Below are 21,135 nucleotides of genomic sequence, written 5' to 3' on the forward strand. Positions count from 1 at the left end.
TATGGTAAAATACATGAGTGGTTTAGCCATCAGGAGGTGTGATTAGTAATGGAAATTTTAAAAACAGTACTTTTAATTTTATTTGCAATAGATTGTATCGCATTGACAGTAATCGTATTGATGCAGGAAGGTAAGTCAGCAGGTCTTGGAACAATCGCAGGTATGGCAGATTCTTATTGGGGACAGAACAAAGGACGTTCTATGGAAGGCGCACTTGTTAAGTCTACCAAGTTTTTAGCAATTCTGTTTATTGTACTTGCAGCAGTCCTGAACTTGAAAGTTTTTGCATAACGAATGATTGAAAGAAGATGAGGAACACTCTATAGTATCTATAGGGTGTTCCTTTTTTGACAGGAGAAGAGATGGACGAATTATTTGAAAAAAGAAAGAAAATTATTTATGAATTTATCTGTGACGAATTTTATGTGCCGATGAAGCTGAAAGAGTTGTCGATGCTGCTTCAGGTCCCGAAAGATCAGAAAGGGGAACTCAAAGCTGTCATGGACAGCCTGGAAAAAGAAGGCAGGGTACATGTCACACAGAAAGGAAAATACATCAAAGGTGAGGCAAAGCAGCTGCGTGGAATGTTCCAGGCAAACGCGAGAGGCTTCGGCTTTGTCACTGTGGAAGGTGAGAGCGAAGATATCTTTATCTCAGAAAATGATATGAACGGTGCCATGCAGGGAGATGAGGTAGAGGTTGTCATCACCAAAGCACCGGAAGGAATGCGAAGAGAAGGAAAGATCACGAAAATCGTACAGAGGGGAACCCAGCGGATCGTCGGCTATTATCAGAGCCGGAAGAATTTCGGATTCGTTGTGCCGGATAATGAGCGTTTCCTGCAGGATATCTTCGTACCGGCAGAGCGCTCTAAAGGAGCTGTGACCGGGCATAAGGTTGTGGTAGAGCTGACCTCTTATGGGGAGAATGGAAAGAAGCCGGAAGGAAAGATCGTAGAGATCCTGGGGCATGTGACCGATCCGGGAGTTGATATTTTGTCGATTGTCAAAGGATATGATCTGCCAACCGAATTTCCGGAGAAGGTACTGAATCAGGCAGAGCGTGTGGCAAAGGCAGTGACGACCGCTGATATGGCAGGACGTAAGGACGTGCGGAGCTGGCAGACCGTGACGATCGACGGCGAGGATGCGAAGGATCTGGATGATGCGATCACTCTGACAAAAGAGGGAGACTGTTATATTCTGGGCGTGCATATCGCTGATGTGACCAATTATGTGCAGGAGAACAGCGCTCTTGACCGGGAAGCACTGAAAAGAGGTACCAGTGTCTATCTGGCAGACCGTGTGATCCCGATGCTGCCAAGAGTTTTGTCTAATGGAATGTGTTCATTAAACGCAGGCGAGGATCGGCTGGCACTGAGCTGTATCATGACCATTGATGTGAAGGGAAATGTAGTCGATCACCAGATTGCAGAAACTGTGGTAAATGTGGATGAACGCATGAGCTATACCAGTGTGAAAAAGATTCTTGAGGATCGGGATGAGGCAGAATGCGAACGATATCATGATCTGATCCCGATGTTTGAACTGATGAAAGAACTGTCACACATTTTGAGAGAAAGACGCCACAGAAGAGGGGCAATCGACTTTGATTTTCCGGAGGCAAAGATTATTTTAAATGAAAGCGGTGAGCCGGTGGATATTAAGGCTTACGACCGCAACGTGGCAACGAAGATCATCGAGGATTTTATGCTTGTTGCAAATGAGACGGTTGCAGAGGATTATTTCTGGCAGGAGATTCCATTCTTATACCGTGTGCATGAAACACCGGATGATGATAAGATGAAGAAACTTGTGACATTTTTGCAGAATTTCGGATATACCATGCATATGCAGGGAGGACAGGAGATCCGTCCAAAGGAAGTCCAGAAGCTTCTGGATAAGATCGAGGGGACTCCGGAAGAAGCCATGATCTCAAGGCTTGCACTCCGTTCGATGAAGCAGGCGAGATATTCGCCGGATAATGACGGACATTTCGGACTTGCGACCCAGTATTATACGCATTTTACTTCACCGATCCGGCGCTATCCGGATCTGCAGATCCACCGGATCATCAAAGATAATCTTCGAGGCAGGATGAACGATGCAAAGAGGCATCATTATGAAAAAATCCTGCCGGAGGTGGCGATGGAGACAAGCTCCTTAGAGCGCCGTGCGGATGAGGCAGAGAGAGAGACGCTGAAGCTGAAGAAGGTACAGTATATGCGGAATTTCTTCGGACAGGAATTTGAAGGAGTTATTTCGGGTATCACGAAGTGGGGAATCTATGTAGAGCTTCCGAATACCGTAGAAGGTCTGGTGCATGTTACCAATATGACAGACGATCATTATGATTACGATGAAGAACATTATCAGATGATTGGTTCCCATCACAGAAAGACCTACAAGCTGGGGCAGAAGGTGCGTGTGAAGATGATCGATTGTGATGAGATATCAAGAACCATTGATTTTAGACTTGTAAAGGAAAGAAAAGAGGAGAGAGAAGATGGCTAAGGCAAAAGCGCAGGGCAAGATGATTGCGAACAATAAAAAGGCGTATCATGACTATTTTATCCTGGATACTTATGAGGCGGGAATTGCACTTGCAGGTACGGAAGTAAAATCCCTCCGCATGGGAAAATGCAGCATCAAAGAATCCTTTATCCGTATTGAGGATGGGGAAGTGTTCATCTATGGAATGCATATCAGTCCATACGAAAAGGGAAATATTTTCAATAAAGATCCTCTGCGTGTGAGAAAGCTCCTTCTTCACAAATCGGAGATCAACAAACTGATCGGTAAGACCAAGGAAAAAGGAATGGCGATCGTGCCACTGAAGGTGTATTTCAGCAAGAGTCTTGTCAAAGTAGAGATCGGACTGGCAAAAGGTAAAAAACTATACGATAAGCGTGATGATATCGCGAAAAAAGACCAGAAGCGTGAGGCAGAAAGAGAATTCAAGATCCGCAATTTCGGATAAAACAAAACTGTCCCCTTGAAAAAAGTGAAAATTGTATATTTTTACAGAGACAGTGACGCGGTACAATGTTCAATAACCTGATGAATCAATGTACTATAGTGTTTCACAAGGAATAAGAAAGGATGGGACAGACTATGAAAACAAATTCAACCGTTATGAAAATTGCACAGACAGCGCTGTTTGCTGCACTTTGCTACGTAATCTTTACGTATCTGCAGATTAAAATACCGATGCCGGGAGGAGATGCAACATCAATCCACCTTGGAAATGCGTTTTGTGTGCTTGCCGCACTTCTTTTGGGCGGCTGGTACGGCGGACTTGCAGGAGCGATCGGAATGGGAATCGCGGATGTGATGGATCCGATCTATATTACCGGAGCACCGAAGACATTTATCCTGAAGCTCTGCATCGGACTGATCACAGGACTTGTAGCGCATAAGATCGCAAAGATCAATGAAAGTACCGATAAGAAATACATTTTCAAATGGAGCCTGCTGGCATCTGTAGCCGGACTTGCATTTAATGTCATTGCAGATCCGATCGTCGGATACTTTTACAAACAGTACATTCTGGGACAGCCGCAGCAGATGGCAGAGGTTCTTGCAAAATGGAGCGCAGCTGCTACCTTTGTAAATGCAATCCTTTCTACAATCGTTGTAGTGATCATCTACAATGCACTGCGACCGGCACTTGCAAAGAGCGGAATGCTGGAAGTGGGGAAGACAAAAGAAGCGTAAAATGACAGATTGAGTAAATTATATGCGGAGATGCCTTGACATGAGCCTGGATGTCCGCATATAATATATAGAGCAAATGGGAGGGCAGAAGGTTGACTTCTGAACGGATCTTGTTTGCAGAAGCGTATTTTTGATGATACGGCTTCCAAGAACCAGGGCTTGTACTGGTTTCGACGGGGGCACGGAAGTCAAGGAAGCCATCCGTAGCGGGACACTACGTTAAAAGTTCCAACTAAATATAAACGCAGACGAAAATTTAGCGTACGCTGCCTAGTTGCAGCAGTCGGCCTTGAGTCTCTCATCGCTTAAGTAACCGGCTTCGACCAGATGAGGCACTTCGTTTCCAAAGCTTTGAGGGAATGGAAGAATTTATGAAGCTACTAAAGTAAGCAGCCTGTTGTTCGGCGGCTTATGGAGGGAATGTCAAAAGAATGACTGTGATGGGAGATGCCTTTATGGAAGAGCTTTCGGACAGGGGTTCGATTCCCCTCAGGTCCATACCTGTAAAACCGCTGAAAATGAGATGATTCAGCGGTTTTTGAATATGATGAGTCAAAATGAGGAGAGAGCTTTTTGCTCTCTCCTCATTTATCATATACTCTGCATTTAACAATATCGGTCTCTCTTTTTCTGCAACTGATTTTCCAATGGAACGATGTTTACATATTCGGCATGATTCTCTTCGATGCATGTCCTGACGGCATTAATGTCATCCGGATGGATCAGAAGCGCCATTCCGCAGGCAGCTTTGCCATCAGTGTCACGCGGGGCAGGTGCAATACGGTTAGGAAGACCTTGCTTATCCAGAAGCTCATGGAGCATCATGCCCTGTGTGTGATTGTCAAAGAGAATATAATAGCGGATATGTTTATTTTTTTCTTCCATTTTACTGATTCAGCATCTCCACAAATGCTCCGATTCTTGTACGAAGCTGTTCAGCATCTTTATCGGTGTAATCTGTTTCCAGAGAGAGTACCGGAATATTTTTCGCCTTCAATGCTTCAGAAACTGCAAGTTTTTCTGTGTCGTACAGGCAGCAGAACATCAGACTGCAGTCGATGACGCCGTCCACCTGATATTCGTCGACCATACGGAGAATATCGTCGATACGTCCCGTATTTGGTGTGAAGCATGCACAGTTTGTCTTCATGTAACGTTTGGACAGATTCATGAACTGTTCATCCAGTGTTTCACCGGATTCGTCTACAAGATTTTCAAAATATCTTGTTCCTGTACACATCTCTTCACAGACAACAGCAGCGCCGCTTGTCTCGATGATGTTATGTAATTTCCAGTTCGGAACTGCAAGAGGCGTTCCTGTGATCAGGATACGTTTTGTGCCTTCTGGTACAACAGATACACCATCCTTGATTCGTTGTTCCAGTTCGTCAGCCAGACGGTTACACATCTGGGCGCAGCGTACCGGATCATCGAAGAAGGAAATCTGGGTCATGAGCAGAGCATCTCGTCCGGAAATCGGCAGACATTTTGATTTTCTGCAGTCATAAACTCTCTGAAGAGCTTTACGTTTCTCATTGCAGATATTGATCGCTTCCGCAAGGTTTTCCGGTGTGATTTTGTTTCCGGTAAATTCTTCTACAATCTTTGCAAAATCTGTAATTTCTTCTTTCCAGTTGATAATATCTTTTTCACGCTTCATCTGTGGAACATCCATAATATGCATTGGAACGTCTTTTCCAAGGATTTCGTAAGCTTTCTTCTTGCCGTCGCAGGTAGTTTCCCCGATATACATATCTGCGATACGGAAGAATGGGCAGGTGCGTCCAAGTCTTGCTCCTACAGAAGCTTTTACAAGCGGACAGACATTTTTCGGAAGGACTTTTTCGCCGTCCGGAACCCAGAACTGGGAACCGCCGCAAAGTCCGGTTACGATACCATTTGCAGCGATAATTACTTCATCCGGTACATAAACGCAGAATGTTCCGAATACTTTACGTCCTTTTTTCTGCTCTTCAATTAATTCAGCCGGGCGGATACCGTGAACCTCAGCAATGACCATATCCCAGAAATCCATTGCTTTCGGACGGTTTTCCTGTGTCATAAATACATCCCCAACTGCTGTCGGAAGAACCTGACAGAGATTGTCATGATTTTTGACATCCATCCCAAGGTCTTCCCACATTTTTTCATAATCAGCCATTTCATTTCCTCCTTTTATACAATGACGATTTGTTAGTATCCATATATTTTGTCGCTATCCATATGAAATATTGTACAAAATGACGAATGAGTTAGTCAATGCATATGGTGAAATGTGTAAAATAACTATAAATAGGACGATATATAGAAAAAATGAATTATTGAAATACGTTTTACGTATAACCATGCAAATGTGGAATGTTGAAACTATAAAATCCTTATGATATACTGAGACAACAGATTAACGTATAGAATAGAAATTGAAGAAAACAAATTTATTAAAAATTTAAATATAAAGACTGAGGTGGAAGAGTATGCTGGAGACCGAAAGATTAATACTGAGAAAATGGACAGAGGAAGATGCGGAAAGTCTGTTTGAATATGCAAAAGATCCGGAGATCGGACCTGCTGCAGGATGGCCGCCGCATAAGAGTGTGGAGGAAAGCAGAGCTGTCATCAAAAATGTATTTGATGGAGCAGAGTGCTACGCAATCTGTGAAAAGGAAAATAATATTGCGATAGGTGCTGTGGAACTGAAACTGAATGGATACACGAATAAAACAAAGCGTGACGATGAGTGTGAGCTTGGATATTGGCTTGGACAGCCATTCTGGGGAAGAGGCTATATGCCGGAAGCTTCCAGAGAGTTATTGAGACGTGGATTTGAAGATCTTGGCATGACAACAATCTGGTGCGCTTATTATGATGGCAATCTGAAATCAAAAAGAGTGCAGGAAAAGCTGGGATTTGTTTATCATCATTCCTGTAATGAAGTTCCTGTGCCGCTTTTACATGAGGTGCGGGTCGAGCATACGAATGTTATGACAAAAGAGCATTGGGAAGAAATCTATAGGTAATGGTCTGGAAAGCAGGAAGTAAGGGGGAGATATGCTGACGGAAAAAGAGAAAATCTGTAAAAAAACTAAAAAAAGTATTGACATTTGTAGAAAATAATAGTAAACTAAACAAGTCGCATAAATGTGATGAGGGATCATAGCTCAGCTGGGAGAGCATCTGCCTTACAAGCAGAGGGTCATAGGTTCGAGCCCTATTGGTCCCATTACAACATAAGTTGTAAATTTCATATGGCGGGATAGCTCAGTTGGCTAGAGCACGCGGTTCATACCCGCGGTGTCGCTGGTTCAAATCCAGTTCCCGCTACTTACGAAGGAGTCCTTGTGTGAGGGCTTCTTTTTTGCATAGCAGAAAGTTTTACATTATCTAACGTCTTAAAGCTTCTACATATACAATAACGAACATCCCCACAACCAATAACCTTGAACGTCAGTTGCATGAAGACTGGTGTCACAGCCTTATTCGTCAATAATTTGAAATGCATATGTGGAGAGAAATCGGTGAAAAGCCGGAACGAAAATAGAATTAAAACTTCTGGAAAACTGGAAAGTAAATAAGTAAGATCCGGAAGAGATTATTTTCGGGCAGGTGAAACAATATGCGAAAGATCAGTGAAGAAGAACTAAAAAAGATAGAGTACGTTTATAAGAAAGAAGATTCTTTAAGACGTATTCTATCTTTTTGCTTATGCCTTTAATAAAGTGTCAATCAGCCGAGATGCTTCACTGCGCGTGATCGTATCCGGATTCCATTCCGGTACTTTTTTCTTCTGGCTGCACAGTCTCTGCAAAAGTGCAACCTGTTTTGCTGTGGCAGGCTGCACTTTTTTTATTTTGTATGTAAGCTGCTTTGGCTTGAAAAGAGAAGGATCCTCATTTTCGAAATAGTGTGCCAGTGTCTGATACAGTTTTGCTGTGGCAAGCGCATCATAGTAGGCGCGGTGCGCAGCTTTATTTTCAATCTGGTAGTATTCACACAGACTGGAGAGACTTTTGGATGGAAGTGATTTTAAGGTGCGCTGGGCGATCTTAAATGTGTCGATTCCAAATTTTTCAAAAGTAAGTCCTAAATTGGAAGCACCTGATTTCATGAAGCTGTAATCAAAGCCTACATTGTGGCCGATCAGGACATCATCTTCACAGAATTCAAGAAAATCACTGATCACAGCATCGGCAGGTCTGGCATTTGCAACCATTTCATTCGTAATGCCGGTGAGATTCGTGATCATCGGGGAAATCTCTTCCTGTGGATGAATGAATTCCATAAAACGTTCGGCAACCTTTCCGTCACGGACTTTCAGTGCTCCGATTTCAATAATTTCATTATATAGTGGGTCAAGCCCGGTTGTTTCCAGGTCAAAACAGACATAGGATTTTAGCATTTCAAAACCTCCGTTTCTGAAATCCTATTTTAACAGATGCGAGGAGAAAGTGCCATAGTTTTCTTGATACAAATCTCTCCGGATGGTAAGATACAGGTATATTTGCCGGTGTAAAAGAATTTTGACAGGCAAAAATGCCATTTGTAAAAGATGTTTGATAGACTTTTGGTGTTCTATATGGAATGATGTTCGTGAAAGGAAGAAACAGGAATTATGGAAATAGGGAAGAAACTAAAAAATGCACGGATAGAAGCCGGGCTTACCCAGGAGAAGGCTGCAGAGAAAATCGATGTTTCCCGCCAGACTATTTCCAATTGGGAAAATGAAAAATCGTATCCAGATATTATCAGTGTCATTGCACTTAGTGATCTATATTCCGTAAGTCTTGATGAACTGTTGAAAGGAGATCAGAAGATGGCAGAACATCTGGAAGAGAGTACAAATGTTGTAAAAAGCAACAAAAAACTGACTGGAGCAATTCTTTTAAATATTATACTGATGATACTGTTGATTGCGCTGAACATGCTGTTGCCGGAAGGAACCTATTATCTGGTAATTGTATTTTGTGTGGTAATCATGAGTTCATCGGCATTGCTTTATCAGATTATCAAACGGATTTAGGAGGCAGATTATTATGGGATGGAATCAAATAGCAGCAGTAGCAAGCGGAGCGATTGCGTTGGTAGGAGCAATCTGCACCGCATGGCAGATTTATCAGATGACGGTATCAGATGCAAAAGCAAGAGGCTTAAAGCACCCGAAATTCTGGGGATTTTGGGCGATGAATGGAAATAATTCAAGTGGACTGATTCTTTATCTGATCGGTAGAAGAAAATATCCGGTCCAGAATATGAGCATCGAAGATCAGGAAAAGATTGAAACAAGAAAAAAGGCAGCAGGAGCTGCGCTTGTGTTTATGACACTTGGGGCGATTGGATTTGTGATCAGTATCATGCGGATTTATATTTAATGAAGAATACGAATACGAAGAGCGGTATAGACGTTAAAAATCTATACCGCTTTTTCCAGTTCTTTTTGCATATCGATAACTTTTTCATAGATTGCATTAGCAAGTGCAGCGTGACCGGCTACATCCAGATGCTCGCGATCTGTGGTGCTTGGAGATGCAAATGCGGAGGCATCCAGAAATGCTGCATGATGCAGAAGTGCCACTTTGTGATATTCTTCAGCAAGCTTTTTTGAAACTTCTACGGATTTTTCATCAAATTCCGGATCAAAGCCAGGATCGCCAACACCTTCACCCAGATGAATCGGTGAAATGACGAGGAGATCGAAAGGCTGAGAAGCGTTTTTTCGAGCTTTTTGGATGACTTGAGCCAATCCTTTGGCAATGGTTCCTGCGGACGCATTGTATCTTGTTTTGCAGTCGTTGGTTCCGAGCATAACGATAAGGAGATCGATGGGGTTATGCATTTCCATCGTGACACCGATCAGATCAAGTCCACGGCGTCCCTCACGAAGATCATCCTGAAATACAGTGGTTCTTCCACAAAGACCTTCTTCGATCACGCGGTGGTCAGCACCCAGCTTCTTCTGAAGCAGACTGGTCCAGCGTGTGTTGGTGTCAAATCTGCCGGTGCCGTCCGGTTTGTAACCATATGTGTTTGAGTCGCCAAAGCATAAGATGTTCATTCTGTGTCACTCCTTTATAAACCTACTAAATTGATATGTTATATATGATAAATGAGATTGTTGGAAAAGTCAAGAGGTAAAATTGTATTGGAAAGGTTTTGAAATTTACCTGGATTTTAATTTACATCTGTATAAAGCAAAGATATACTAATGGGTGGAGGATAAAAATTATGAAGAATAAAAGAGAAGTGTTGGTTAAACTTTTTCTATCTACATTATATCTAAGTGCATTTACATTTGGCGGCGGTTATGTGATCGTCACGCTGATGAAGAAAAAGTTTGTGGATGATTATCATTGGATTGAAGAAAATGAAATGCTGGATCTAGTGGCAATCGCGCAGTCAGCACCGGGACCGATTGCGGTAAATGGGGCAATCGTGGTTGGGTATAAGCTTGCCGGCCTTGCAGGAACACTGGTTGCAATTATTGGAACGATTATTCCACCGTTTGTGATCATTTCTTTGATCTCTGCTTTTTATCATGCATTTCGGGATAATTATCTGGTGAGTCAGATGCTGGAAGGGATGCAGGCAGGTGTCGGAGCTGTGATTGCCTCGGTCACTTATGAAATGGGATGTGGAATTATAAAAAAGAAAGATAATGTGGCAACGATTGTTATGATTGCAGCCTTTATAGCAGCCTGTGTATTGGGAATCAATGTGATTTATATTGTGATTGCAAGTGGAGTTTTTGGTGTAATCCGGACAATCTGGAACAGACAGAGGAAAAGAGTATGATGTATATACAATTATTTTTAAGCTTTTTTCAGATCAGCTTGTTCAGCTTTGGAGGTGGATATGCGGCACTTCCACTGATCCAGGGGCAGGTCGTAAATGTGCATCACTGGCTCAGCATGACGGAATTTACGGATCTGATCACCATTTCCCAGATGACTCCGGGACCGATTGCGATCAATGCAGCAACCTTCGTTGGGATGAAACTGACCGGAATGCCGGGAGCGGTTGTGGCTACACTTGGATATATCACACCATCTTGCATTATCGTGACGATCATTGCAAAATTGTACTTAAAATACCGGGAAATGGACATGCTGCAGGGAATACTTGGAGGGATCAGACCGGCGGTGGTCGCACTGATCGGATCGGCGGGAATTTCCATTTTGCAGACAGCATTCTGGGGAGTTTCCGGGAAAATGGTGATATCTGATACCAGTTGGCTGATGGTTGGAATATTTGTGGTATGTGTGATCTTGCTCAGGAAGGTGAAGATGAATCCAATCTGGGTGATGGTGCTTGCCGGGGTGATGAAAGTGCTTGTTGCGATAGCAGGAAAGATATAAATCTGGTATGATTGTAGTGAAAGGTTGAGTGAAGAGTGATGGAGATTATTTGTTTTCATAATCCAGATGAAGAAAATGGATATTTAGGAAATTGATATTTATCAGAATGTGCGGTAAAAGATCAGATATGGGGAATCGGGTTATCCATGAAAGACGAGAACAGATTTGATCTGGATAAGTGGAAAGGTCAGAACTTACTTGGATATGCTTTGATGATGGTGAGAGAACAATTTAGTTATGGAGGAAGATGAAAACGAAGAATGTTTTAACGGACTTTTCTTACCCAAATCATTGCAGGTTAGTCAAAGATATGGTATATTTAAAGTATATTTTTGTCAAAATGTACAAAAATAAGAACAAATTATAGTAGGGAGTGGTCAAGATGTATCAGGAAGAGTACAAACGTTGGCTGGAAGCAGATCTGGAAGATGCCGATCTGAGTCCGGAATTAGCGAGAATTGAAGGAAATGACGAAGAGATAAAAGATCGTTTCGCTGTAGCTCTGAAGTTTGGAACAGCAGGACTTCGTGGAGTTCTCGGAGCAGGAACGAATCGTATGAATATTTATGTAGTACGTCAGGCAACACAGGGACTGGCGAACTGGGTTAAGACACAGGGTGGCACACAGACTGTGGCAATCAGCTACGACAGCCGTCTGAAGAGTGATGTATTTGCAAAGACAGCAGCAGGTGTTCTGGCAGCAAACGGAATCAATGTCAGAATCTATGACGCGCTGATGCCGGTGCCGGCACTTTCATTTGCGACACGTTATTATAACTGCAATGCAGGTGTTATGGTAACTGCATCCCACAACCCGGCAAAATACAATGGTTATAAAGCATATGGACCGGACGGATGCCAGATGACAGATGATGCAGCAGCAATCGTATATGCTGAGATCCAGAAGACAGATGTCCTCACAGGTGCAAAATACATATCCTTCGCAGAAGGTGTAGAAAAAGGGCTGATTCGTTTTGTAGGAGATGACTGCAAGAAGGCACTTTATGAAGCAATCGAATCACGTCAGGTAAGACCGGGACTTTGCAAGACAGCAGGACTGAAGCTGGTATACAGCCCGCTCAATGGTTCAGGACTTGTTCCGGTAACACAGGTATTAAAAGACATCGGAATCACAGATATCACAATCGTTCCGGAACAGGAATATCCAAACGGATACTTCACGACCTGCAGTTATCCGAACCCGGAAATTTTTGCAGCTCTGGAGCTTGGACTTAACCTTGCAAAAGAGACAGATGCAGATCTGATGCTTGCAACAGACCCGGATGCAGACCGTGTAGGTATTGCAATGAAGTGCCCGGATGGTTCTTACGAACTGGTAAGTGGTAACGAAGTCGGTGTTCTGCTTCTCGATTACATCTGCGCAGGACGTATTGAAAAAGGAACCATGCCTGAGAAAGCAGTTGCTGTAAAATCAATCGTATCTACTCCGCTTGCAGATGCAGTTGCAGAGCATTACGGTGTAGAACTCAGAAGCGTACTTACCGGATTCAAGTGGATCGGTGACCAGATCGCACAGCTTGAAGAAGCCGGAGAAGTAGACCGTTTCATCTTTGGATTTGAAGAGAGCTACGGATACCTTGCAGGACCATATGTACGTGACAAAGATGCTGTAATCGGATCTATGCTGATCTGTGAAATGGCAGCTTACTACAGAAGCATAGGAAGCTCACTGAAGCAGAGACTGGAAGAAATCTACGCGCAGTACGGACGTTATCTGAACAAAGTAGACAGCTTTGAATTCCCGGGACTTAGCGGAATGGACAAGATGGCAGGTATCATGGAAAATCTTCGTAAGAATCCACTCACAGAAGTAGCCGGAATCAAAGTTGCATCTGTTACAGATTACACCAAACCGGAAGAAACCGGACTTCCTTCTGCGAATGTACTGATCTACAAACTGGAAGATGGCGAGACTGTTATTGTTCGTCCTTCAGGAACAGAGCCGAAGATTAAGATCTATTACACAACACTTGGAAAAGATCTGGAAGAAGCACAGGCAAAGAAAGACAAATTCGCAGAAGCATTAAAGCCGATCATGGTGTAGCAGTCAAAAGCTGATTTTGGAGAATGAGTCTGATCTGAATTTGCAGAGAATCAGGCTTGACAGAAAAGAACCTGCCCGATATAATAATTTTTATCGATAAGGGAGTAGTTGGCGCGATGACGTAGCTTTGTCAACATACTGACAGCAATGGCTGTCTGGCATAGCTTTAAATAATGAGACTTATTCGTAGTATTTTATGCTACGAATAAGTCTTTTTTTGTGCATACGATGAGCCAAGTGCAGATTTGTGCTTGCACAAGTATCTGCATTTGGCGAATGTACATCATCAAGCTGTTAAGCGAGATGGTGTACAAAGTATACAAATCGAGTAGGAGTCAGCCTGCTCGATTATATACGATGAGCCAAGTGCAGGCAAAGCATTGCCGCAGACAATTATTTTCACATTGGATAAGATGATTAGCTTTAAAAAGGAGAAAAATTATGGGTTTAATTGAATTGTTTTTGATTGCAGTAGGGCTGTCCATGGATGCATTTGCAGTTTCTGTCTGTAAAGGACTTGCTATGCCGAAGTGCACTTTCAAAAAGGCGGCTATTGTTGGCTTATGGTTTGGCGGATTTCAGGCATTGATGCCGGCAATTGGTTATATTTTAGGAGCGCAGTTCCAGGAAGCCATTGCTTCTATAGATCACTGGATCGCATTTGTATTACTTGCGCTGATTGGTGGAAATATGATTCACGAAGCATTGGACAATGACGAAGAGGAAGCCGATGCAAGCCTGGATGTGAAGACCATGTTCCTTCTCGCAGTAGCAACCAGCATTGATGCACTCGCTATAGGAATTACCTTTGCATTTCTTAAGGTAAATATTATTCCGGCGGTCTGTTTTATCGGAATCGTGACCTTCATCATTTCCTTTGCCGGAGTAAAGATTGGTAATGTCTTTGGAGCCCGCTATAAGAACAAAGCCGAAATTGTCGGTGGGATCATCCTTATTCTGCTTGGTCTGAAGATTTTGTTAGAGCATCTTGGCTTTTTAGAATAAAAATAAATACGAAACTACGATCCTGTTGTTCTTCTTTCACATAAAGAACACAATTATCTGCTATTCTGGTGTATAATTAGAAATAAAGTGATAAAAAGGAGCCCGTGAGAGTTATGGATAAACTGAAAATTCTTGTAGTAGATGATGAAAGCCGTATGCGCAAATTGGTGCGCGATTTCCTGGAAAGAGAAGGATATGCTGTACTCGAAGCCGGAGACGGTATGGAAGCAATGGACATTTTTTATGAAGAAAAAGATATTGCACTGATCATTCTGGATGTCATGATGCCGCATATGGATGGCTGGCAGACCTGCCGTGAGATCCGTAAAGAATCAAAGGTTCCGATCATTATGCTGACCGCAAGAAGTGAAGAGAGGGACGAGCTTCAGGGGTTTGAACTCGGTGTGGATGAGTACATTTCCAAACCGTTCAGCCCGAAGATCCTGGTTGCAAGAGTTACTGCGATTCTGCGCAGAACCAATGCGCTTGCTTCGGATGATCTGCTTCATGCGGACGGGATCGAGATTGATAAAGCAGCACATATGGTGAAGATCGATGGAAAACCGATCGAACTCAGTTACAAAGAGTTTGAACTTCTGACTTATTTTGTGGAGAATCAGGGGATTGCTTTATCGAGAGAGAAGATTCTTAACAATGTATGGAATTACGATTATTTCGGGGATGCCAGAACCATTGATACCCATGTAAAGAAGCTGAGAAGTAAACTTGGTGATAAAGGAGATTATATTAAGACTATCTGGGGTATGGGGTATAAATTCGAGGTACAGTCATGAAATATTCAATAAAAAGACAGATGATGACTGTTTTTGTAGGTCTGATTCTGTTTATGATCGTTGTATTTATGATCGTCAACGGAAGCTTTCTGGAGAAATATTATATTTCTAATAAGAAATCAGAATTTATAAAGGCTTATACAATGGTGCAGGAAGGTGTGGAGAACGGGACAATCAATTCTGAGACACCGGAAAAAGACCTGGGAAGATTTACAGAGAAAAATAATATTTCCATTGCAGTCATCGATTCAGAATACAATGTGGTTTATACTAATGTAAGAGAAAAACAGATGATGGTCGTACAGCTTTTCGGATATCTGTACGATAAGAATCATCAGGAGGTTCTGGAAAAAACGGACAGTTATGATATCTGCAAGTCGGTTGATCCGCAAAATAATACAGAGTACCTGACTATGTGGGGAAACTTTGACAATGGTGATATCTTTATCATGCGAAGCCCGTTGGAGAGTATTCGTTCGGCAGTCACGATTTTTAACAGATTTATCGGAGTCGTCGGCGGATGTGTGATTCTTGTGAGTGTATTGCTTGCGTGGTATTTCTCAAAAAGGATCACGGAGCCGATCATGGAGCTCGCAACACTTTCACAGAAGATGGCCGATCTGGATTTTGATGCAAAATATACCAGCGGCGGAAGCAACGAAATCGGTGTACTGGGAGAGAACTTTAACCGGATGTCAGAAAGACTTGAGAAGACGATTTCCAATCTGAAAGAAGCCAACTATAAATTGCAGAAAGACATTGAGCAGAAAGAAAAACGAGAAAATATGCGAAGTGAATTCCTGGGGAATGTTTCCCATGAACTGAAGACGCCGATTGCCCTGATCCAGGGATATGCAGAAGGCCTGAAAGAAGGAGTCAATGATGATCCGGAGAGCCGGGAGTTCTACTGTGAAGTCATTATGGACGAGGCAGGAAAGATGAACCGGATGGTGAAGAATCTACTTGCCCTGAACCAGCTGGAATTTGGTGAGGATGATGTACAGTTTGAACGGTTTGATATTACTTCATTGATTTCGGGTGTCCTGCAGAGTCTGGATATTCTGATCGAGCAGAAAGAAGCACAAGTGATTTTCCGCCACAAGAACCCTGTTTATGTCTGGGCAGATGAGTTTAAGGTTGAGCAGGTTGTCCGGAACTATGTCAACAATGCACTGAACCATATCGATGGTGAGAAAGTGATCGAGATCAAGATCACCCAGGAAAATGATATGGCAAAAATTACCGTATTCAATACCGGAACGCCGATTCCGGAGGAAGATCTGCCACATATCTGGGAGAAATTCTATAAGGTTGATAAGGCAAGGACCAGAGAATACGGGGGAAATGGTATCGGGCTTTCCATTGTGAAGGCGATCATGGACTCCTTTGGAAAAGGATACGGTGCGATCAATCATACCAATGGTGTTGAGTTCTGGTTTGAACTGGACATGAAATAAATGCGAATCTTGCAATTCACACTGTAACGTGGTACATTATAAAAGAGCTTATTACTGATTGACACAGGGAAGAAGATTGTGACATGAGCGGAAAAAGCTCTTTTGAATAACTACAAGAATATAAAAATCGTGAGGATATGCGGATGATAGCGATTATTGATTATGATGCAGGAAACATTAAAAGTGTAGAAAAAGCGTTAAAATATCTTGGTGAGGATGCGGTTATCACAAGAGACAGAGAAGAGATACTTTCTGCCGATAAAGTGATCCTTCCGGGAGTCGGTGCATTTGGCAATGCCATGTACAATCTGAAAAAATATGGATTGGATGAAGTGCTTCGTGAAGTAGCAGAGAGACAAATCCCGCTTCTTGGAATCTGTCTTGGGCTCCAGCTTTTGTTTGAAAGAAGTGACGAGACGCCAGGTGTGGAGGGACTTGGTATTCTAAAAGGAGAGATCCTTAGAATTCCGGACTGTCCGGGACTTAAGATCCCGCATATGGGATGGAACTCTCTGAAGCTTCAGAATGACGGCAGATTGTTTAAAGATTTACCTGAAGAGCCGTATGTATATTTTGTTCATTCCTACTATTTGAAAGCAACAGATGAAAATATTGTAAAAGCGACAACCGAGTACAGCACGCATATTCATGCTTCGGTTGAACAGGGAAATGTATTTGCCTGCCAGTTCCATCCGGAAAAGAGCAGTGATACAGGACTTCAGATACTGAAAAATTTTGTAGAATTGTAGGAGGGCAGACAGTGTTTACAAAGAGAATTATCCCATGTCTTGATGTGAAGAACGGACGGGTTGTAAAAGGTGTGAATTTTGTGGATCTCAAAGATGCAGGAGATCCGGTTGAGATTGCGAAGGCTTATGATAAGGCAGGTGCGGATGAACTGGTATTTCTGGATATCACGGCATCTTCGGACGACAGAAGCACGGTGGTTGACATGGTGCGTAAAGTTGCTGAGTGTGTGTTTATTCCATTTACGGTAGGTGGTGGAATCCGGACCGTTGACGATTTTAAGGCATTGCTTCGTGAAGGTGCGGACAAGATTTCCATCAATTCTTCTGCAATCAATCGACCGGAACTGATCCGGGAAGCAGCGGAGAAGTTTGGAAGCCAGTGCGTGGTTGTCGCGATTGATGCGAAAAGAAGAGAAGACGGCAGTGGGTGGAATATCTATAAAAATGGCGGACGCATTGATATGGGAATTGATGCGGTCGAGTGGGCGAAGAAAGTAGAAGCACTTGGCGCAGGAGAGATTCTTTTGACCAGTATGGACTGTGACGGCACGAAGGCCGGATACGATCTGGAGCTGACAAGGACGATCGCGGAAAATGTATCAATTCCAGTAATCGCATCTGGAGGAGCAGGTAATCTGGAGCATTTCTACGAAGCACTCGGTGAAGAGGGGAAGGCAGACGCGGCACTTGCGGCATCCCTGTTCCACTATAAAGAGCTGGAAATCAGAGAAGTAAAAGAATATTTGAGAGAAAAAGGCGTATCGGTACGTCTGTAGAGAAAAGGTGGGGAATATGGCAGCAATTAACAATGACTGGCTGGATGCACTGAAAGGTGAATTTTCCAAGCCATACTATAAGAAACTGTTTGAAACAGTGAATCAGGAATACCGGACACACCGGGTATATCCTCCGGCAGATGACATCTTTAATGCATTTCATCTGACACCGCTTAAGGATGTCAAGGTTGTGATCCTTGGTCAGGATCCATATCATGGAGATGGACAGGCAGAGGGTTTAAGCTTTTCTGTGAAACCAGGGGTTGATATTCCACCGTCACTGGTGAATATTTATCAGGAACTGCATGATGATTTGGGATGTACGATCCCAAGCCACGGCAATCTGGTGAAATGGGCGGAGCAGGGAGTACTTCTTCTCAACACGGTTCTTACGGTAAGAGCACATCAGGCTAATTCACATCGTGGAATTGGCTGGGAAGAATTTACAGATGCAGCAATCCGTGTACTCAATACCCAGGACAGGCCGATTGTATTTATTCTGTGGGGAAGACCGGCACAGATGAAAAAGAGAATGCTGACCAATCCGAACCATTTGATCCTGGAAGCACCGCATCCGAGTCCGCTTTCTGCGTATCGTGGATTTTTCGGAAGCAAACCGTTCAGCCAGACAAATAAATTCCTTGAGGCGCATGGTGTAGAGCCAATCGACTGGCAGATTGATGAATTGTAAAGAATAAAAAATAGAGATTTCGGGCAGACTGTGAAGATTTATTTGCAGTCTGTTTTTCCTTTTTTATTTCATAGGAACTTCCTATGAAACAAAAGGCACTACGTGTCGGAGATGCACATTCTTTTTGTTACTGTTCACAGTACAATGTCATTTAGTTAACGTTTAATCAGGAAGTGAATTCTTACAGAACAAATTACAGATGAGCCTTAGTGGAACCGTTTTACAGATATGTTTACGATTTACTCATAAAGGAAAGCATGACAAGAAGACAGATTGCAAATCTGCCTCAAAACGGATTATAATGATGCAAGTAGCCTTGCCCATATTTCCTGTTTCACGTATTCGGGTTTATACGCATGGAAATTACTCAACCCAATGGTATATTTCAGTTTCCTAAATGAGGATTCAATAGACCATCTGGCATTGTACAAGGTTTTGATACGTTCCACAGGGAATTCATCACGTGGCAGATTGGTCACGATGCACTCGTATGTAGAAGTGCTGATAGGGAAGCGTAGAATACGGAAGGACAGCTCATATGTATCATAACTTCCATATTCAATGTAATCGAAAGCAGCTGACTGATCAACAAAGCGTATGTAACCTTCTGTGTGGATGTCTGCCAAAATTTTTTTCGAATGGCTCCGGACCAGTATGACGCTGACATTAATATCGAAGGATTCCGCATCTGGAAAATTAAAATTGCCGACCAGTCCTTTGGAATGGATATCCTTGGTACGGAACAGGAAATACTGTCTCTGTTCCACAACATGTGCCATGTTATTATAAGAGCAATAGCCGCGGTCACCGATATAGACATTTTTTATTCCATCCAAAACATCGTGCCGGGCAACAGTAGTAGTCTGGTGATGAGAAAGCCGGAGTGCTGAAAAAAGTGCAGGTAGAGCCATCGGCAGCCAGGAAACGGTAATGCGAATCCATAAAGGAAGCGGGCGGCAATTCCATGGAAGTGGAATTAAAGTGCCGGAATACAGCTTCCAGCGCATCAGGTTTAAGCTTTGCGCGCTGCTGGCTGAGAGCAGAAGCGGTTGGTATGGAAGAATCCAGTCCCCAGAAATCAAGCATTTCAACCCTGGTGGAAGATGAGCCTTGTGAAACGAGAAAGGAAATAAGTTTCTGGGCAGGGATTTTTTTGCTTCTCTTGAAATCGGAATCGGGATGGACAGCATACTGTGAAATATCAGAAACAATGTGTTCCACAGAAGAAAAAAACAGTTCTTTGATTTGTTGATGGATCATGATCATGTGCCTCCTTGAGAAAGTGATATACCACTAATTCAAGGGCCGCTCTCGCTGCCTCAACAAATTTATCAGTAGCGAGAGCGGCCGCACATTTTGCACCCTATGTCAACCCTTTGGGTAGCTTTTTTGAAAAAATTTGGGTTAGACCCACAATTAGGGGCTAACCCTGTAACTTAACTAAATGACATTGGGTACTGAACAGTTACGGATAAAAATGGGGGGCTGTCGCATTAGCTAATGCGACAGCCCTTCTGATCATTTACATGGTCTCATTTTCAAATTTTTCTGTATACTTTTTCTGGATCAAATCCACTAACTCCGGTGCCTTTCCTCCGATCGGGGTGCCGTTCATCTCGCAGACCGGGGAGCAGAATTTTGTGGAGCTGGAGACGATGATCTCGTCGGCATCCATCAGCTCTGCCATGGTAAAAGGTGTCTCGTCGACGATGATCCCGTTATCCTTGCAGATCTGGATGATGTGCATTCTTGTGATTCCCGGTAAAATATAGTGGTCTGCCGGGTGGGTCTTAAATACGCCGTCCTTGATGATGGAAACGTTGCTGTGGGCACACTCGGTGACGATATCACCGCGGTGGAAGACGCACTCGCCGCATCCGAGAGACTCCGCTTTCTCTGCCGCCATGACGTTGACGAGAAGGTTTAATGTCTTGATATTGCAGTGGAGGAAACGGGTGTCTTCCATGTCTGTAAGTTTCAGACGTTTGCTGGAGTCAGCCGATTTCCCAGGCTTCATGAAAATCCAGAGATTCGGCTTTGTGCCTGCAGCTGGGAACTGGTGCTGACGGATGCCGGTTCCCCGGGTCATCTGCCAGTAGATGAAGATATCCTTATCGTCCATTTTTGCCAGCATATCGTAGAGGATCGCCGCAAGCTCGTCCTTTGTGTAAGGGATATCGATCTTAATGAGTCCGGCGCTGTTGAAGAAACGGTCCAGGTGCTCTTTTAAAGCGAAGATCTTTCCGTTTCTCGCCAGTGTCGCCTCGTACACACCATCACCGAAATAACATGCGCGGTCGTTCATCGGAACGGTCATCTCTTCCAGAGGTCCGAATTTACCGTTGTAGTAGCCAAGTGTTTTCATTTACATTTCCTCCTGAATTTACGAAAAAATTTTTTCGGATATAACTGAAATATTCTATCGCTATCATAGCATGGAACAGGAGGAAAGTAAAGGAAATAGGAAGGATTTTAGCTAATGTTTTTGGACATATTGTATAAAAGGTCCTATATTTTCCCATTGTCATATGTA

Annotated in this window: 23 protein-coding genes, 2 tRNA genes, 1 other RNA gene and 1 pseudogene; 20 read left to right on the top strand and 7 right to left on the bottom strand. The window is 43.2% G+C overall.

All coding sequences use genetic code 11. The annotated features are described in order from the left end of the window. Positions 1-48 precede the first annotated feature (48 nt). From secG to ssrA, 5 genes are all read left to right on the top strand, one after another. On the top strand, positions 49-291 hold the full coding sequence (gene secG, locus NQ556_RS03235; RefSeq protein WP_008372776.1) for a preprotein translocase subunit SecG: 243 nt from the start codon (positions 49-51) through the stop codon (positions 289-291). A 71-nt stretch (positions 292-362) separates the two neighbouring features. Beyond that, entirely contained in the window at positions 363-2,513 is a 2,151-nt protein-coding gene (gene rnr, locus NQ556_RS03240; protein ID WP_008372778.1) for a ribonuclease R, read from the top strand. After that, on the top strand, positions 2,506-2,979 hold the full coding sequence (gene smpB, locus NQ556_RS03245; RefSeq protein ID WP_055156322.1) for an SsrA-binding protein SmpB: 474 nt from the start codon (positions 2,506-2,508) through the stop codon (positions 2,977-2,979). The genes rnr and smpB overlap by 8 nt, the downstream gene beginning before the upstream one ends. 134 nt (positions 2,980-3,113) lie before the next feature. Next, a complete protein-coding gene (locus NQ556_RS03250; RefSeq protein ID WP_044999095.1) occupies positions 3,114-3,716 on the top strand; it encodes an ECF transporter S component in 603 nt (200 codons plus the stop codon). Positions 3,717-3,871: 155 nt separating this feature from the next. After that, positions 3,872-4,217: a transfer-messenger RNA gene (ssrA, locus tag NQ556_RS03255) on the top strand. A 105-nt stretch (positions 4,218-4,322) separates the two neighbouring features. Here the strand turns inward: ssrA and NQ556_RS03260 are convergent. Both NQ556_RS03260 and NQ556_RS03265 read right to left on the bottom strand, forming a co-directional pair. Then, positions 4,323-4,601, bottom strand: coding sequence for a DUF3343 domain-containing protein (locus tag NQ556_RS03260; protein WP_008372784.1), 279 nt, complete (start codon positions 4,599-4,601; stop codon positions 4,323-4,325). A 1-nt stretch (position 4,602) separates the two neighbouring features. Beyond that, positions 4,603-5,877, bottom strand: a complete 1,275-nt coding sequence (locus NQ556_RS03265; protein ID WP_204575805.1) for a double-cubane-cluster-containing anaerobic reductase — start codon at positions 5,875-5,877, stop codon at positions 4,603-4,605. Positions 5,878-6,190: 313 nt separating this feature from the next. Here NQ556_RS03265 and NQ556_RS03270 point away from each other — a divergent pair, with 313 nt between their 5' ends. From NQ556_RS03270 to NQ556_RS03280, 3 genes are all read left to right on the top strand, one after another. After that, on the top strand, positions 6,191-6,733 hold the full coding sequence (locus NQ556_RS03270) for a GNAT family N-acetyltransferase (protein WP_008372791.1): 543 nt from the start codon (positions 6,191-6,193) through the stop codon (positions 6,731-6,733). A 130-nt stretch (positions 6,734-6,863) separates the two neighbouring features. Then, positions 6,864-6,936 (top strand) — tRNA-Val (locus tag NQ556_RS03275). A 27-nt stretch (positions 6,937-6,963) separates the two neighbouring features. Further along, positions 6,964-7,037 (top strand) — tRNA-Met (locus NQ556_RS03280). A 379-nt stretch (positions 7,038-7,416) separates the two neighbouring features. On the opposite strand, the gene NQ556_RS03285 is transcribed toward NQ556_RS03280, so the two are convergent. Continuing rightward, positions 7,417-8,112: a 3'-5' exonuclease gene (locus NQ556_RS03285; RefSeq protein WP_008372794.1), complete on the bottom strand. Its 696-nt coding sequence runs from the start codon at positions 8,110-8,112 to the stop codon at positions 7,417-7,419. Positions 8,113-8,325: 213 nt separating this feature from the next. On the opposite strand from NQ556_RS03285, the gene NQ556_RS03290 reads away from it, so the two are divergent. Together NQ556_RS03290 and NQ556_RS03295 are read left to right on the top strand one after the other, a co-directional pair. Next, positions 8,326-8,733, top strand: coding sequence for a helix-turn-helix domain-containing protein (locus tag NQ556_RS03290; protein ID WP_008372798.1), 408 nt, complete (start codon positions 8,326-8,328; stop codon positions 8,731-8,733). Between the two features lie 13 nt (positions 8,734-8,746). Next, positions 8,747-9,082, top strand: coding sequence for a hypothetical protein (locus tag NQ556_RS03295; RefSeq protein ID WP_008372800.1), 336 nt, complete (start codon positions 8,747-8,749; stop codon positions 9,080-9,082). 41 nt (positions 9,083-9,123) lie between these two features. Here the strand turns inward: NQ556_RS03295 and NQ556_RS03300 are convergent, their stop codons facing one another. Further along, entirely contained in the window at positions 9,124-9,765 is a 642-nt protein-coding gene (locus tag NQ556_RS03300; RefSeq protein ID WP_008372801.1) for a GDSL-type esterase/lipase family protein, read from the bottom strand. Between the two features lie 170 nt (positions 9,766-9,935). Here NQ556_RS03300 and NQ556_RS03305 point away from each other — a divergent pair, with 170 nt between their 5' ends. The 10 genes and pseudogenes from NQ556_RS03305 to NQ556_RS03350 all read left to right on the top strand — a co-directional run bounded on the left by NQ556_RS03305 (position 9,936) and on the right by NQ556_RS03350 (position 18,602). Next, complete coding sequence (locus NQ556_RS03305; protein ID WP_008372803.1) at positions 9,936-10,502, top strand: chromate transporter; 567 nt, start codon at positions 9,936-9,938, stop codon at positions 10,500-10,502. Next, positions 10,499-11,065, top strand: coding sequence for a chromate transporter (locus tag NQ556_RS03310; RefSeq protein ID WP_055249190.1), 567 nt, complete (start codon positions 10,499-10,501; stop codon positions 11,063-11,065). Before NQ556_RS03305 ends, NQ556_RS03310 begins: the two co-directional genes overlap by 4 nt. Before the next feature lie 98 nt (positions 11,066-11,163). Continuing rightward, positions 11,164-11,316: pseudogene (locus NQ556_RS16640) on the top strand (NADAR domain-containing protein); the annotation flags it as partial. 131 nt (positions 11,317-11,447) lie between these two features. Beyond that, the gene (locus NQ556_RS03320; RefSeq protein ID WP_008372807.1) at positions 11,448-13,130 is read left to right on the top strand and encodes a phospho-sugar mutase; all 1,683 of its coding nucleotides are present in this window, start codon (positions 11,448-11,450) and stop codon (positions 13,128-13,130) included. Between the two features lie 441 nt (positions 13,131-13,571). Continuing rightward, positions 13,572-14,135 carry a manganese efflux pump MntP gene (locus NQ556_RS03325; protein WP_204575807.1) on the top strand — a complete coding sequence of 188 codons (564 nt, stop codon included), beginning with the start codon at positions 13,572-13,574 and terminating at the stop codon, positions 14,133-14,135. A gap of 113 nt (positions 14,136-14,248) precedes the next feature. Further along, positions 14,249-14,929 (top strand): response regulator transcription factor, encoded by a 681-nt coding sequence (locus NQ556_RS03330; RefSeq protein ID WP_022220129.1) that lies wholly within the window; start codon positions 14,249-14,251, stop codon positions 14,927-14,929. Beyond that, on the top strand, positions 14,926-16,386 hold the full coding sequence (locus tag NQ556_RS03335) for a sensor histidine kinase (protein ID WP_008372813.1): 1,461 nt from the start codon (positions 14,926-14,928) through the stop codon (positions 16,384-16,386). The genes NQ556_RS03330 and NQ556_RS03335 overlap by 4 nt, the downstream gene beginning before the upstream one ends. A 143-nt stretch (positions 16,387-16,529) precedes the next feature. Then, complete coding sequence (hisH, locus tag NQ556_RS03340; RefSeq protein WP_044999043.1) at positions 16,530-17,135, top strand: imidazole glycerol phosphate synthase subunit HisH; 606 nt, start codon at positions 16,530-16,532, stop codon at positions 17,133-17,135. A gap of 11 nt (positions 17,136-17,146) precedes the next feature. After that, the gene (gene hisF, locus NQ556_RS03345; protein ID WP_008372815.1) at positions 17,147-17,911 is read left to right on the top strand and encodes an imidazole glycerol phosphate synthase subunit HisF; all 765 of its coding nucleotides are present in this window, start codon (positions 17,147-17,149) and stop codon (positions 17,909-17,911) included. Between the two features lie 16 nt (positions 17,912-17,927). Beyond that, entirely contained in the window at positions 17,928-18,602 is a 675-nt protein-coding gene (locus NQ556_RS03350) for a uracil-DNA glycosylase (RefSeq protein ID WP_022220126.1), read from the top strand. Positions 18,603-18,898: 296 nt separating this feature from the next. Here the strand turns inward: NQ556_RS03350 and NQ556_RS03355 are convergent, their stop codons facing one another. The 3 genes from NQ556_RS03355 to NQ556_RS03365 form a co-directional block, all read right to left on the bottom strand. Continuing rightward, complete coding sequence (locus NQ556_RS03355) at positions 18,899-19,438, bottom strand: transposase (RefSeq protein ID WP_243426636.1); 540 nt, start codon at positions 19,436-19,438, stop codon at positions 18,899-18,901. Beyond that, entirely contained in the window at positions 19,407-19,862 is a 456-nt protein-coding gene (locus NQ556_RS03360; protein ID WP_243270692.1) for a hypothetical protein, read from the bottom strand. The genes NQ556_RS03355 and NQ556_RS03360 overlap by 32 nt, the downstream gene beginning before the upstream one ends. Positions 19,863-20,124: 262 nt before the next feature. Then, positions 20,125-20,967, bottom strand: a complete 843-nt coding sequence (locus NQ556_RS03365; protein WP_008372820.1) for a D-amino acid aminotransferase — start codon at positions 20,965-20,967, stop codon at positions 20,125-20,127. Positions 20,968-21,135: the final 168 nt, after the last annotated feature.

It is taken from the genome of Coprococcus comes ATCC 27758 (assembly GCF_025149785.1).
Classification (GTDB): Bacteria; Bacillota; Clostridia; order Lachnospirales; family Lachnospiraceae; genus Allocoprococcus; species Allocoprococcus comes.

What these genes read in the sequence shown, in the direction of transcription:
- secG (WP_008372776.1), top strand. Translation starts at nt 49, where the DNA reads ATGGAAATTTTAAAAACAGTACTTTTAATTTTATTTGCAATAGATTGT.
- rnr (WP_008372778.1), top strand. Translation starts at nt 363, where the DNA reads ATGGACGAATTATTTGAAAAAAGAAAGAAAATTATTTATGAATTTATC.
- smpB (WP_055156322.1), top strand. Translation starts at nt 2,506, where the DNA reads ATGGCTAAGGCAAAAGCGCAGGGCAAGATGATTGCGAACAATAAAAAG.
- NQ556_RS03250 (WP_044999095.1), top strand. Translation starts at nt 3,114, where the DNA reads ATGAAAACAAATTCAACCGTTATGAAAATTGCACAGACAGCGCTGTTT.
- NQ556_RS03260 (WP_008372784.1), bottom strand. Translation starts at nt 4,601, where the DNA reads ATGGAAGAAAAAAATAAACATATCCGCTATTATATTCTCTTTGACAAT.
- NQ556_RS03265 (WP_204575805.1), bottom strand. Translation starts at nt 5,877, where the DNA reads ATGGCTGATTATGAAAAAATGTGGGAAGACCTTGGGATGGATGTCAAA.
- NQ556_RS03270 (WP_008372791.1), top strand. Translation starts at nt 6,191, where the DNA reads ATGCTGGAGACCGAAAGATTAATACTGAGAAAATGGACAGAGGAAGAT.
- NQ556_RS03285 (WP_008372794.1), bottom strand. Translation starts at nt 8,112, where the DNA reads ATGCTAAAATCCTATGTCTGTTTTGACCTGGAAACAACCGGGCTTGAC.
- NQ556_RS03290 (WP_008372798.1), top strand. Translation starts at nt 8,326, where the DNA reads ATGGAAATAGGGAAGAAACTAAAAAATGCACGGATAGAAGCCGGGCTT.
- NQ556_RS03295 (WP_008372800.1), top strand. Translation starts at nt 8,747, where the DNA reads ATGGGATGGAATCAAATAGCAGCAGTAGCAAGCGGAGCGATTGCGTTG.
- NQ556_RS03300 (WP_008372801.1), bottom strand. Translation starts at nt 9,765, where the DNA reads ATGAACATCTTATGCTTTGGCGACTCAAACACATATGGTTACAAACCG.
- NQ556_RS03305 (WP_008372803.1), top strand. Translation starts at nt 9,936, where the DNA reads ATGAAGAATAAAAGAGAAGTGTTGGTTAAACTTTTTCTATCTACATTA.
- NQ556_RS03310 (WP_055249190.1), top strand. Translation starts at nt 10,499, where the DNA reads ATGATGTATATACAATTATTTTTAAGCTTTTTTCAGATCAGCTTGTTC.
- NQ556_RS03320 (WP_008372807.1), top strand. Translation starts at nt 11,448, where the DNA reads ATGTATCAGGAAGAGTACAAACGTTGGCTGGAAGCAGATCTGGAAGAT.
- NQ556_RS03325 (WP_204575807.1), top strand. Translation starts at nt 13,572, where the DNA reads ATGGGTTTAATTGAATTGTTTTTGATTGCAGTAGGGCTGTCCATGGAT.
- NQ556_RS03330 (WP_022220129.1), top strand. Translation starts at nt 14,249, where the DNA reads ATGGATAAACTGAAAATTCTTGTAGTAGATGATGAAAGCCGTATGCGC.
- NQ556_RS03335 (WP_008372813.1), top strand. Translation starts at nt 14,926, where the DNA reads ATGAAATATTCAATAAAAAGACAGATGATGACTGTTTTTGTAGGTCTG.
- hisH (WP_044999043.1), top strand. Translation starts at nt 16,530, where the DNA reads ATGATAGCGATTATTGATTATGATGCAGGAAACATTAAAAGTGTAGAA.
- NQ556_RS03350 (WP_022220126.1), top strand. Translation starts at nt 17,928, where the DNA reads ATGGCAGCAATTAACAATGACTGGCTGGATGCACTGAAAGGTGAATTT.
- NQ556_RS03360 (WP_243270692.1), bottom strand. Translation starts at nt 19,862, where the DNA reads ATGATCCATCAACAAATCAAAGAACTGTTTTTTTCTTCTGTGGAACAC.
- NQ556_RS03365 (WP_008372820.1), bottom strand. Translation starts at nt 20,967, where the DNA reads ATGAAAACACTTGGCTACTACAACGGTAAATTCGGACCTCTGGAAGAG.